We start from the raw sequence: 13,014 nt of genomic DNA, 5'->3' as shown, positions 1-13,014 counted from the left end.
GCGCGGGCGTCGGCCTCTACGCCGTGCGTGACCCGCACGACCGCAGGCCCGGCGCCCTGACCCAGGCCGAGACTCTGGCGACGGCGGTCGGTCTGAACATGGCCGGGACGTGGTCGGCGACGGCGGCAGGGTATTTCTCGCGGGTGTCCAAGGCGCGGATGCTGGAGGCGGTGACCGAGGCGGTCGGCGCCGAGGAGGCCGGGCGGATCGCCGGGATGAAGAAGGCCGACATGGCCGACGCGGCGGAACGGCTGCTGGAGGGCAGGGGATGGCTCCCGCCAGTGCTGCGCACGGCGTTGGTCAAGGAACCTGACGCGGAGGCGGCGTCGTCCGAAGATGACGCCTATCCGTTCGCGGCTGAATAGGCGCAAGCAATAGCAACTCGGCCGCACCCAACTCCGGGGTGCGGCCGACCGGCGGAACAGCCTGTGCTATTCGAACTGCACAGCGATGCCCAAATCAAAGCTGCCAATGTGGTCCCGTTCGCCCATCGGCGCTCTCGGGCATGATCAGGAAGGGTTTGTTGAGCGGCATGGGGTGTTGGGGGCGTATCGCTGCCCACTGGGTCGTCTCATCGAAGGCCCAAGATTCGTCTGGTGGGCTCTCGGGCACGAAGTAGTGGCAATAGACCCACTCCAGCGGCTTGCCTTCTGGATCGAACCTCTGAGTGGTCGTGAGGATTTTCTCGTAGCGCGCCTTTTCGATGCGGTCGCCTTCGACCGCTTCGAAACCGATGTGCACAACGCTTGGTCGATCAGAGGGAAGCTGCTGGTTCGCCTCACGCAACTTACGAAAGATGTCTCGCGCCTTGGCGTCGATGGCGGCTTCGGCGGTCACCTCGTACCGGAGCACGATGGCCAGATCGAGATCGGTGATGTAGCGTGGGTTGCCGCCGAATTTGGCCTTCAGCACGGTGTTGTAGGGCATGTTGCGGACATAGCGTCCGGTCAGCAGCTCCATGAGGCGGCTGCTCCCCTGCATCAGATCGTTATCCGCAAGCACGGCCTTGACCGGTCCCATGTCCAACGGCTTGACGACGCCGGTGCTGCTGGCGTCGTCCCATGCGACGGATTGGGATCCGCCTAAGGCGACCGGGGCGACCCGCCGTACTAGGTGATCGTCGGGCAAATCCTGCGGCGGAACGTGGAACTCCACCTCGGCGAGGATGCTGCGACCGGCTCTGGCGAGGTGATGCGCGATGGGATTCCAGAGTTCGCGAATACGATTGCGTTCGCGGTCGCCCGTGTCGCCTACCTCCATCCGTTTGCATTCGACCGCCCAGGTGACACCGCCGATTGTGGCGTTCAGATCATGGGTCTTCGCCACGCCCGGTTGCTCAGGGACGAACGCCACCTCGGCGCCTTCCCGCAGATAGGCCGACGCCACGAGCAGTTCGAACAGTCCGCCGTTCGGCTGGCTTCGGTTCTTGCCCACGATTTCGGCGACGCGATCTTCGACTCCTACAACCGTCTTGAGGGCGTCGAAGTCCCGGCCGATAGCCTTGAACACGGGGATGACACGCGAGCCGAACACCGGCTCATAGTTCCAGACATGGTCCAGATTGGCTTCGGCCAGGAACAGATACCAGCCGAAGGTGTCGCGCGCTTCGAAGAAGCGCCCCTTGGTGTCAGTGATGTTGTGCAAGGCCGCGTCATAGAGCCGCTCGGCGGCGGTGAGTCGTCGAGCCTCCCATTCGTCCGCCGTCATCTTCGACTTGAACCAGTCCACCGCCCGACGAAGTTCAGGATCGTCAGGCCAGTCGTGAGGTCGATCCTCTGGCGGCGTGAACATGTCGTCGGGAAATGGATACTTCGGCATGGTCCGCCCTTTCATCATTGATCACAAGTAAAGGCCGCTGCGGCTGTTGAAGCGCCATGGCAGAGCCTGACCTGCGGCACCTCTACGTAGACACCTCTTCGCCGAGGATCGACTTGTTGAACTCGCGTTGCGTTTCGTCGAACTCGCGGATGATCACGTCTGCATCGGCGGCTACCGCCTGAGCTTTCGTCATCGCCGGTGTCAGTTCCTCGCGCGCGCCGCCCGCCGCCTCGGCGGTTAAGAGCGTGCAGAAGGCGCCCACCATGGCGATATCCGACAGCATGCGGGCCACGTGGGAGGCCTCGAGTCCCGCTCTCTCCTCGGGCGATCTGAAGCTCCGGTCCAGTGTTAGTTCCAGAGCGCGACTGTCCGCGTGTGCCAAATGGCTGGCCATGCCGTAGATGTGCAGGAGGGCGACGGCTTCAGGTCTCTCGGCTTTCAAAAGTCTGTCTATGGCCTTCAGGACTTCCGGCAGGCTCCACTTCTGCTCCAGACGCCTCCGTTCATTCCTATCCAGCGTCTGTTCGCCGCGCTGCGAACGCCGGGCCTGCAGAACCCTGAGAGAGTCCCGGCTGTCACTGCGCCCTTCCGGCATAACGGATTCAGCCATTCCTGCGCGATGGGCCGTTTTGCGATCAGAGACCTGCCCTAAGCCGCTCCAGTATTCGCGGAGGACCTCAGGGCGATCAGCCTCAGGTGTGAGGGCAATCAGCATGAGCTTCGCTGCGCCCTCATGGAATGTCCGCAGCAGGATTTCCGCATCGAAATCGTGGCGCATGGTCATGAGGCGCAGCGCAGCGAATCCCCGCTCGAGGATGTAGCCGAGGAGAAGGCGAAGCGTCGGGCGAAAGTCTTCCCAGTCCTCGGTCGGGTCGCCGGACCGGGTCAGCGCCAGAAGCACGTCTCTTTGTGCGACCTGTGCGTCGTTGCAGGCCGCGATGAGCTTGGTGAGGCGCGCATGTTTGTCGAGCGGCTGATCGGCAGCGCTTGTCATGCCCTCCGCGTCAGCTTTCATCAGCCTTCACTGGCGTCGTTGGCCGCTGTCTTCAAATCCGCGATCCGTCTTTCGCTCGCGTCGGCTACAACCTGCCGAAGTACCTCGATCCGCTCGGTGAGGAAGGTCAGTTCTTCGTCGGTGATGCGGTAGTGCCGTGAATAGCGGGCTTTGACGTAGGCGGCCCGCAGCAGTTCGAAGCAGCGCTTCTGGAACTTGGTGTCGTGGGGCCAGACTTCACGGAGGCGGGGCTCCAGAGGCTCCGTCATGTTGCGGAGGCGGATGAGGTTATGGCTCTTCGGGGAGTAGAATGTCAGAACCTGTAAGAGGCCTTGGTAGATTGTCTCGGCCGTCTGATGGAGGAGGAAGGCAGCCAGCTTCGGCTCGTTCTCTTGCACATAGAACCGAGCGCCTTTGAGAAAGCCGTTAGCCGCTTCCTGCCATTCCTCGAAATACTCGGTGGCTTCTTCCAGCGCCGTAGACGGCGGCAGGGGCTGCGGCTCGGAAAACGTCACGCCTGGCGTGTCCTGAAGGACCACGCCGTCGCGGGCGATGTCGATGAAGAAGCCGCGTCCGTGCTCCAGCTTCCAGTTTACGTCGTCCAGGCTATGGACGATCAGGCTGACGGGCGTGCGCATGGCGCCCGCTGACAGTTCGGCCAGCAGCCGCTTCTCCACGTCCTCCCAGAACTCGAAGTCGGTCAGGTCCTCGTGGTCCACGACGACCAGCAGGTCGAAGTCCGAGAAGTAGCGCCCGACCGGATCGTGCACCCAGTCGCCGCGCGCATAGCTGCCGAACAGGATGATCTTGAGGATGCGGCCGTTCTTCAGCCGGTCGGCACAGCGCGTGGAGATGGCCTTGGCGAAGCCGTCCTGAATGATCCCGACGGCGGCGTCGAGTTCACGCTGTTTGGCGAGCGGCAATTTCCTCAGCGGACGTTTCATGACCGGAGTCTCCGAAATGCGGAGCCGACACGCAAGAGTCGAAACGCCCCGATCCGCGCGCAACTAGGCTACCGCGCTCATAATCGCTACGCTAGCATCTGCGGGCGCCGGTTCCATAGGGCGTCGTCTGTTCGCCGTAGGGCCGGTTCGCCGGAAAATCGTCGCGGCGGCGCCTGAAAGTCCCGGGCCTCCACACAGAGGTTCCAACGCCCGCACCTTTTCCCCTTTCGATATGGGCTGTGGTCTGCGGCTCCAAGTGTCAGAGCGGGGGGTGATCTCCGGGGTCATGTCGACTGTGTTTGTGATGCTCCGGCGGTCTGTGGGTCTTTCCCCTGTTTGCGCGCGCCACGGCGCGGCCTCTCGAAAAGGCGGATTTGACCGGAAACCGGTCGGCTGGGCGCAACCGCGCGCTCGACTTTCTTCCCCGGCCTGACGGCCTCCTCGCGGGACAAGAAACTCTCGCTTGCGGTCCTCCGCTCCGCTGCGGGGGCTTGCTGGCCTCGCCCTGCGCGCCGACCGGCCCCCGGTCTCCCGATCGCCATCGAGGCCGCGACAGGCGTGGCCCGACAGCAAAGGAGAAACTGACATGGCCGCCATCGGAACATTCACCGCCCAGGGCGACGGCTACACCGGGTCGATCAAGACCCTAACCCTCAACGTCAAGAGCGCGACCCTGCGCCCCAACGAGAAGACGGACGACAAGGCGCCGGACTACCGCATCTTCGCGGGCCAGACCGAGTTCGGCGCCGCCTGGAGGAAGACTTCCCGCGAGAACCGGGAATACCTCTCGGTCAAGCTGGACGACCCCAGCTTCCCAGCGCCGATCTACGCCTCGCTGGTCGAGATCGAGGGCGGGCACAGCCTGATCTGGTCCCGCTGAACCGCAAGCGGCGGCGCGTCCGACGCGCCGCCGCCCCTTCATCCGAACAATCCATCCTTGAGGAGGCCGCTATGACGCGCCCCGCCGATCCCGATCATCCGGACATCTACGCCCGGATCACCAACCAGATCATCGACCAGCTGGAGGCCGGCGTCCGGCCGTGGACCCAGCCCTGGACCGGCGGTCATCCGGTCACCCGTCCGCTCCGCCACGACGGCACGCCCTATAGCGGCATCAACGTCCTGCTGCTGTGGTCGGAGGCCTTCAGTCGAGGGTTCGCCTCGCCGACTTGGATGACCTTCCGTCAGGCACTGGCGCTGGACGCTCATGTCCGCAAGGGCGAGAGGGGCTCCACGGTGGTCTACGCCAACCAGATCGTCCGCACCGAAACCGACGATGCGGGCGAAGAGGTCGAACAACGCATCCCGTTCCTGAAGGCCTATACCGTCTTCAACGTCGAACAGATCGACGACCTGCCGGACGCCTATCGGCCGACGCCGCCGGAGCCGGTCAATCCCGACGAAAGGTTGGAAGCGGTCGAGCGCTTCTTCGCCGGGCTGGGCGTCGACATCCGCCACGGCGGATCGGCAGCCTATTACGTCCCGGCGTCGGACCATGTGCAGATGCCGCCGTTCGAGACCTTCCGCGACGCGGGCGCTTACTACGCCACGCTGGGTCATGAGTGCGTGCACTGGACCGGCCACGGGTCACGGCTGGCCCGTGACTTCAGCCGCTCGGCTCAGACCTACGCCCGCGAGGAGCTGGTCGCCGAACTGGGGGCCGCCTTCCTCTGCGCCGACCTCGGGCTGGAGTTGGAACCGCGCGAGGATCACGCCGCCTATCTCGGCCACTGGCTCGAAGTGCTGAAGGCCGACAAGCGGTTCCTGTTTTCGGCAGCGGCGTATGCGCAGAGGGCGGTCGCCTGGCTGCATGAAGCGCATCCGTGATGGGCTGGCGTCTACGCTTTGAGCCTGAGCCGCGTCCTGACCGGGCGCGGCTTTTTCTTTGCTTGGATACGGGGCGAAGGGAAATGGTGGGGTGTCGCCGCCCTCGGTTGGGGCGCCCTTCAGGGCGGCGGGCGAGCGGCCGATTGTGGCCGCCGAGGGGAGGGCGGGGAGCCTCCGTAGGTTTGCGGGGCGAGGCGGTTCGCGGTCTAGGGCAGGATAGGCTTTGCGCCGGCAATGTCTGACAGACCCGCTCTCCGATGGACCGCTTCACCCTTCGCCTTCCGCCCGACCTGGCCCGCCGCTTCGACGCGGCGGCGGTCGCGCGCGGCGGACGGTCCCGCTACCTAAGGGCGCTCATGGAGGCGGCCGCGCAGGCTCCCCTGCCAGCGCGCGAACTAGCCCCGTGCAGCGCAAAGTCGGCCAAGCTGACTCTCCGCCTGGCGGACGAAGACATGGCGTTGCTGGAGGCGGAGGCAGGCCGCGCAGGGCTGTTGCGAACCCAGTGGGCGGTCATGCTCGTCCGCCGTCGGCTCCATGGGCGCCTGCAGTTGACGCCGCCGGAAGCGATGGCCTTGATCGGCGTCCGGCGCGAGCTTCATCGCATCGGCGTCAACATCAACCAGATCGCCCGCGCCCTCAACACCGCCGTCATGGAGGGCGCCGTCCTCGACCTGGAGGTGGCCCAGCTGGCCGCCTTCGCGTCCGAGATTCGGGTGCATCTGAGCGGCCTGGACGAGCTCTTCGCCGGCAACCTGGCCTATTGGTCGGTCGAACCATGAGCGACTTCCGCCGGCCGCTCGGTTTCGAGGAGGCGTTGCGTCCGCCCGTCGACGTGCGCCGGGCCCGCGTCACCCAGCCGGTGTTGAGGCCGCCCGGACGGGCCGGCGATGCGGCGGCGTATGCGCAGCTGGCGCGGATCATCCGGCGCGCGCCGGAGGTGATGGTCAAGGTCACCGGCAGGACCCGCGACGGCGGCCACCTGATGCGGCATCTGGACTACATCAGCCGCAACGGCAGGCTGGCCCTGGAGGAACCGGACGGCGAGCGGCTCGAGGGGCGGGCGGCAATCAAGGCCCTCGCATCGGACTGGGCGGTCGAGGCTATGCTGGAGCCGGGCGGTCGCAAGGATCGGCCTTTGTCCCGGTCCATCGTGCTGAGCATGCCGAGGGGCACGGATCCGATCCGACTGCACGATGCGGCGCGGGCCTTCGCGGCTGAGTCGTTCAGGGGGCGGTTTCCCTACGTGTTTGCCCTGCACGATGAGTGCGGACATCCCCACGTGCATCTGACGGTGAGAGCGTTGGGGTCGAACGGCGTGCGCCTCAATCCCAGAAAGGCGGACCTTGAGGTCTGGCGGCAGCGGTTCGCTCAGGCGTTGCGGGATCGCGGCGTGGAGGCCGAAGCCAGTCCGCGCCGGGCGAGGGGTGTGCTGCAGAGGGCAGAGCCTACGCCGGTCCAAAAGATGCGGGAGCGCTGTTCGAGGCAGGGTGGCCGTGAATCGCACAGTTATCAGGCTGACGGCGTGGAGCGCCATGCTGCGGCGCGGTGGGAAATCAGCCAGCGCGAGAGGCAGGCGAGGATACGCCGATCATTGGCGGCCGAAGCAATCGCGCTCTCAAGCTCGGCTCGGTCGGAGGACCGGTTGCTGGGCGCCGCTTTGATGGAACATATGCGTCGGTTGCCGAAGCTGCAGGATCAGGGGAAAGCTTTGGTTCGGCCGGATGGCGAGAAGCGGTTTGCAGACCGTCAGAAGGAACGATGAATGTCGCTCCCTGACCCCTCGCTGACATTCGCAAGGTCCGTTGCCGAGTCGGCCGGGCCTCACGACGCTGGCGTGTCTCTGGTGATGTAGCAGCCTCCGTCGCACCGCCTCAAGGTTCGCATGACATGTAAAGTCTCCCGCGCCCCGAGTGGCCGCGTGCCGAAAGCGCTGGGCGCAAAATCCACGCGCAAAGCGATATAATGCAGCTAGTAGGCGAATCGATGCCGCATGGGCGTGGCGTGAATTCGGGGGAATGATGAGCACGACACTTCCAAAGCGTATGGTCTCGAAGAGCAAGTTCTCGATGTTCATGCGGACGCTTTGCGATCGGGAACTCTACCTCTCGTTATTTTCAAACAATCCAACCGCCCTAGACGCAGCTGGGATTCCAGTGCCTCTAAAGTCGCGACCTGGCGTGCAGTTGATCACCACCTCGGGCCGGGAATTCGAGTACGAACAGTTTGATCTGCTCCTCAATGCCATCCCAGCGCACGTCATCCACAAGAGCGCCGGACGCACAGGCATCGATCTCGCTGAAGCGTTGGCGAAGGCCAAGCCACAATCCCTGATCCTTCAACCCGAGCTCGAACCCGAAGAGTTTCGTGACGTCGCATTGACCGCGTTGGGGGTGTCGGCCGCCTCTCTGAAGTTGATCCCTCAACTGTCCGGGCTTCGACCCGACGTTCTGTTCGTCGATGCGCGCCAAGACACGGATTACGAGATATTGCCAGATGGATCGCGGCGGCTCATTGCGCTCGATGATCCCCGGACGCCCCTTAGCGTCATTGACCTCAAAAACATCACCGAGGCCAACGCGAGCTACTCAGCCGAGGTGTGCCTCTATGCGATCTTTCTGGCGAACTGGCTGCATTCGAAGGGCGCGGCATTCAAGGAACGGTACTTCATCTCTGACCGAATCTTCCTTTGGCGGCACACAGAGATGCCGGCCTTCTCCGAGATTATGAAGAAGAAGGACGGAGGCGAGGTGACGGCCCGCCTTCAGGCGCTCCGGGCCGATCTCGACGACGGCCGGGTGAATTACCTCGTCTATATGCCGAGCGTCCGTAAGTTCTTCGTCGAAGATCTCCCTCGGGTCATCTCGACCGGCGACGGGGCGGGATGGGCCACTCTCGACTATCATGTGAATCCAAAGTGCGGAGCCTGCGATTGGCTCGGCAACCGTTCATGGCTCTCGCCGGACGATCACGTCTACTTCGACAAGGACCCGACGAAGTATTGTTCCCAAGGAGCTGAAGCCTCCGACCACCTCTGCAAGATGCCAACCCTTAGCAAGGGTGCGACCCGCGTCCTCAAAGATGGCGGTCATCCGGAAGTCGGGAAGCTTGTCGGCATCCAATCCAATGCGGCGGTTCTGCGTGGCCACACTCTTCTTAAGAAAGATCGTGACCAGATCGGTTCACGCGCCCAGTCCATCGCGACCGGCAACGTCAGCGTGGATCAGGCCTCGAAGGTCGGAGGTCTGGCCAAATACCTCGGGGCAGAGTTCGACATCGTCGTGAATTTCGATCCGGGGTCTGGCTTCCTGACGGGCATCGCTCTTCGTGGAACCTTATTCGCGCCATTCGGCCACAAGTTTCAGAAGGCCGATGGGGAGGACCAGTCCATCCGCCCCCTCGGCGAGGCCGCATTCGTCGTCTCAAAGGACAACGCTGTCGCCGAATGGGCAGCGCTCAATTCGTTTATCGAACGCCTTGCAACTTGGATCGACGAGTCGAAGAAGGTCTTCGACGACCACGGCATGGGGACGCTCAGGACCCAAATCTGCTTCTGGGAACTTCGGCAATATACGGAACTCTGCAACGCATTTGGCCGCCACCTGCTGGACATTCTTCAATTGTCCGGCCGCTCTCAACGAGCATTGGCTTGGATTTTCCCGGCGGAAGAGCTGATGGAGAAGGCTGAGCAGGTTTGTCCCAACATCGTCTTCATCAAGGATATCGTCACCGCCTCTGTGCGGCTTCCCCAACGCTTCGCGGTCACGCTCCTCGGGACCGCGGAAGCCTATCACCACAACCGCCTGACGCCTCGCAAGGTCGACAGCTACTACGTTGAGCCACTCGGAAACGGCATTCCTCGGGAGCGCATTTTCGAAATCTGGAAGTCCCCCACGGGGACAGTCCGAATGTTCGGAAAGCCGGTCAGCGTGTTCGAGGCGGTGGAACGCTACGGCGCCGCCTTGAAAGCCCACGCTTGGGCGATGTCGAGCATCGCGGCACGTCTGCGGATCGACCTGAAGAACTGCATTTCAGGCAACGCTCCAGAGCTATCGATGTCTATCCCGTCTGGCCTGGCCGGCGTTGCGTATGACTCGAAGCTCTGGGAGAGGTGGGCAAGCGTGTCTGCTGCCGTCGGCAAGACCGAAGGACTGCACACCCTCATCGCCCGTCCCGAATGGCTCGAGGCCGCCTACCAAGCGGTGATCCTCGAGGCGGTGACGAAGAGTTTCGGCGGCAATCGCTACGAGTTTTCGGTCAGCGCAGATTCGACCGAGGCGAAGATCGAAGAAGGTGATTTCTGCACGGTTGGCGTCGTCAGCCACCCAGGCTTTCCGCTCAAGAACGCAAAGACGCTTGGCGTCGGGTTGGACGACTACACGCCCATGCACCGGGTCATCTCGGCGAAGATCGAAAGTTTCGACAGGGCCGCTGCTCGGATCACCATCAGGCTGGAACCATCTTGGGGAAAGGTTGCGCCGGCATTCCAGGCCGTAATGGCCAGCGGTTTGGTTCCGATCGGCAGTGAGCCGATCTACTTGCTACCGACCATGCCGTTCAATGACTACGACCAGACACGGGAAGTGCTCATCGAAATTGGTGATCCGAGCATCGCAACGCCGTCGGCGGAAGCGAAGCTCGCGATGGGGCACAACGCTGCAAAGAAGCTTCCAAAGGGCACTGGTACGATCTCGCCGGTAGCGCGGGTCTTATGGCAAGGCGATGCGGTCGCGAAGACTTTGGTCCGCACGGATATGCAAACGGAGAAGCTCGCCAGCTTCGCAACAAACGCTAACGCGCATCCGCTCAACGAAAGTCAGATAGAGGCAGTCCGAGTCTGCGGCCAACGACAACTCTCGATAATCTGGGGGCCGCCTGGCACGGGCAAGACAGACACCCTTGTCGCTATGCTGCACGCGATGGTTCGCGAGGGACCTCCGCGAAAAATCCTGATCACCGGCCCCAACTACCGCACCGTCGAAGAGCTGTCCGGCCGCCTGCTGAGGAATCTGGAGGCAGATGCTGCCGCGATAGGAGACTTCTTCTGGCTCTACTCCAAGAGCCGCACGCCGAAGGATGTTTCAAGCTCCAATCCGAACCTCGTAGCCACTGCGGCGACGTTGGATTTCGGCGGAGGCCTCGACAACATTCAAGCAAGCATTAGCGACGCTCAGCGCTCAACGATCATCTCGACCACCGCTCACATGGTTTTGCGTCTCACGAAGGCGGTCGGTCAGAGCGGCTCGGAGCTGGATGAAGTGTTTGATGTGATTGTTCTCGATGAGAGCTCCCAAATCCCGATGACCCTGGCGATCAAACCGCTCGCGGCGATGAAGGCCAGCGCTCAGGTGATTGTCGCTGGCGACCACAAGCAGATGCCGCCGATCCAGAACCTCGATCCCCCGAAAGGGGCTGAGTATCTCGTCGACAGCATTCAGACCTATCTCATCAAGCGGTTTGGCATAGCCCAGCAGCCCCTCCTGGTGAACTATCGTTCCAACCAACATTTGGTCGACTATGCTCGCTCTCTCGGCTACCCGGCGCAGCTCGCCGCCGCGGCACCAAAGAAGGACCTTTCAGTCCTTGAGCCTCTCGATGACGTGGTGAAAACGCTGCCTGCATCCCTACCGCGGTCCGCGGCCTACGCTGAACTTCTCCGTCCGGAACGCCGAGTGACGGCGCTCATTCACGATGACCCGACCTCGTCTCAGGCGAATGAGCTTGAAGCCGGCTTGGTTGCGGGGCTTGCATTCATAGCACGGCACGCAATGGCCAAAGAGCTCGACACGGGCGGAGGGACTAACGGCGAGGCCTTCACTGACGAGACCTTCTTCGAATCTGGAATCGGTATCGTCACGCCACATAAGGCGCAGAAGGCCCTCGTCGTCCGCAAGCTCACAGAGCTGTTCCCGTCAGCTGATCCGGAATTGGTGTTCAGCGCGGTCGACACCGTCGAGCGTTTTCAGGGCGGCGAGCGCAATCTCGTCATCGTGTCCTACGGGGTAGGCGACACGGATATCATCGAGGGAGAGGAAGAGTTCCTCCTCCAACTTGAACGGACAAACGTGGCGGTATCACGAGCCAAGGCGAAGTGCATCGTGCTGATGCCGAAGTCGCTCGCCTATCACCTCCCAACCGATCAGAAGGCCGCAGAGACCTCGATCGCGTTGAAGTCATACTTGGAGGAATTCTGCGGTCAGCGCCTGGCCGTGGACATTCAAGATGACGCGGGAATCCTGCGAGCTGCGGAGATACGTTGGCACTAAGTTCGCACGGCGTGAAAATCGAATTCTTCGGCGGGATTTGACTCGCGGCCCATTTGAGCTGCCTGCCGCTTGCCGGCGTTAGACGTCTTGGCATTCCTGACGGAGAGCAGAGTCCAGCCATCCGCCTCTTCAAGAGATGCCTTTAGAATGTGGCGGGGATCGCTTTTCACTGATGGAATGGCCCCGAACCTTACATAGAGGTGAGCATCGTCATCAGAGGCCTTTAGGACGTTCCGCCACACCTTCGCGAGATCGGCAATGAAGGCATCCGGGCCTGAGTGGCTCATCTGTTGGTCGTTGCCGTAGTCGATCTCCGTTGGCCCTCCCAGAAACCAATTTCGGAGCCACTGATCTTCGACGTAGGTCGTCATGCCGTAGTACGGTGGCGATGTGACGGTGACGGTCGCATTTCGCACCCGGCGATATGAAGCAGCGGAGCGCGCATCGCCGCACTTGATGTCCGTCAGACGTCCCGGGGAAGGCGCATCCAGATCGGATATGCGCGCCAGCTTCTTCCTGAGCACTTCAAGAACCGAAACGACGGGAGGGTTCATGCTCCGGTCCCGCCAGAAGCGGACGGAGTAGTCTGGCTTGGACGCAAAGGTCCGTGGCATCTGGTTTGAGAAGTAGCTTGCCTTCCCGCTCGCGTTCATTGGGCCATGTAAGCAGCCGAGCGCCGCCGCTCGAAGGATCGCCGCGGCGTGGGTTTTTGGGGTGCTGAGAAGCCCCTCTCGCAGAGCGCAAACCTCTAAGAGAGTTGATGGGGCAAACGCTCGCTGAAAAAATTCAGTCTGCGGGACGTTCCTCGGCGCCGTAGCCAAGAGATTCTTGGCGAGTTCCAGCACCGCGTCGGGTTTGGCGCTGGCCACCTTCGCCTGAGCAATCGATGCAGCGATAGCAGATGTGTCCAGACCGTATGATCTCAGGTCGAACTTTCGGGCGGCGTATATAGTCGTCCCTCGACCGCAAAACGGGTCAAGTATGATTGGATTTTCACGACGATATTTCTTTATGATCCCCATCGGATATTCGAGTGGGAACATTGTGTAGTAGGGACAGATGGCGTTGAACGCGTAGTCCTTATTGTATGCGAGAGCTGACTTCATCTATCCCCGACCGGTGCGATCGGAGTTTAGTCCGGGCAGTCCTGACTTTGAAGGCTCTTTCG

At 62.5% G+C, this 13,014-nt stretch carries 10 protein-coding genes; 6 read left to right on the top strand and 4 right to left on the bottom strand.

The annotated features are described in order from the left end of the window. Positions 1–23 precede the first annotated feature (23 nt). Entirely contained in the window at positions 24–365 is a 342-nt protein-coding gene (locus P0Y50_15025; protein WEK39827.1) for a hypothetical protein, read from the top strand. Positions 366–459: 94 nt separating this feature from the next. Here P0Y50_15025 and P0Y50_15020 read toward each other — a convergent pair whose 3' ends face one another. The 3 genes from P0Y50_15020 to P0Y50_15010 form a co-directional block, all read right to left on the bottom strand. Next, complete coding sequence (locus P0Y50_15020; GenBank protein ID WEK39826.1) at positions 460–1,818, bottom strand: hypothetical protein; 1,359 nt, start codon at positions 1,816–1,818, stop codon at positions 460–462. A gap of 82 nt (positions 1,819–1,900) precedes the next feature. Continuing rightward, complete coding sequence (locus P0Y50_15015; protein ID WEK39825.1) at positions 1,901–2,833, bottom strand: hypothetical protein; 933 nt, start codon at positions 2,831–2,833, stop codon at positions 1,901–1,903. Next, complete coding sequence (locus tag P0Y50_15010) at positions 2,833–3,756, bottom strand: HEPN domain-containing protein (protein WEK39824.1); 924 nt, start codon at positions 3,754–3,756, stop codon at positions 2,833–2,835. Before P0Y50_15010 ends, P0Y50_15015 begins: the two co-directional genes overlap by 1 nt. 586 nt (positions 3,757–4,342) lie before the next feature. Between P0Y50_15010 and P0Y50_15005 the strand changes: the two genes are divergently transcribed. The 5 genes from P0Y50_15005 (at position 4,343) to P0Y50_14985 (ending at position 11,846) form a co-directional block, all read left to right on the top strand. Further along, the gene (locus P0Y50_15005) at positions 4,343–4,636 is read left to right on the top strand and encodes a DUF736 domain-containing protein (protein ID WEK39823.1); all 294 of its coding nucleotides are present in this window, start codon (positions 4,343–4,345) and stop codon (positions 4,634–4,636) included. A 71-nt stretch (positions 4,637–4,707) separates the two neighbouring features. Continuing rightward, positions 4,708–5,583: a zincin-like metallopeptidase domain-containing protein gene (locus P0Y50_15000; protein ID WEK39822.1), complete on the top strand. Its 876-nt coding sequence runs from the start codon at positions 4,708–4,710 to the stop codon at positions 5,581–5,583. A gap of 257 nt (positions 5,584–5,840) precedes the next feature. Continuing rightward, the gene (mobC, locus tag P0Y50_14995; GenBank protein WEK39821.1) at positions 5,841–6,362 is read left to right on the top strand and encodes a plasmid mobilization relaxosome protein MobC; all 522 of its coding nucleotides are present in this window, start codon (positions 5,841–5,843) and stop codon (positions 6,360–6,362) included. After that, positions 6,359–7,345, top strand: coding sequence for a hypothetical protein (locus tag P0Y50_14990; protein WEK39820.1), 987 nt, complete (start codon positions 6,359–6,361; stop codon positions 7,343–7,345). Before mobC ends, P0Y50_14990 begins: the two co-directional genes overlap by 4 nt. 415 nt (positions 7,346–7,760) lie before the next feature. Then, positions 7,761–11,846 carry an AAA domain-containing protein gene (locus P0Y50_14985; GenBank protein WEK39819.1) on the top strand — a complete coding sequence of 1,362 codons (4,086 nt, stop codon included), beginning with the start codon at positions 7,761–7,763 and terminating at the stop codon, positions 11,844–11,846. On the opposite strand, the gene P0Y50_14980 is transcribed toward P0Y50_14985, so the two are convergent. Continuing rightward, on the bottom strand, positions 11,843–12,952 hold the full coding sequence (locus P0Y50_14980) for a DNA methyltransferase (GenBank protein WEK39818.1): 1,110 nt from the start codon (positions 12,950–12,952) through the stop codon (positions 11,843–11,845). The two genes, P0Y50_14985 and P0Y50_14980, sit on opposite strands and share 4 nt — an antisense overlap. Positions 12,953–13,014 lie beyond the last annotated feature (62 nt).

This window comes from Candidatus Brevundimonas colombiensis, from assembly GCA_029202665.1.
GTDB classification, from domain to species: domain Bacteria; phylum Pseudomonadota; class Alphaproteobacteria; order Caulobacterales; family Caulobacteraceae; genus Brevundimonas; species Brevundimonas colombiensis.
Note: the sequence above shows the minus strand (reverse complement) of the source record. Positions and strands in the feature narration are given on the sequence as shown.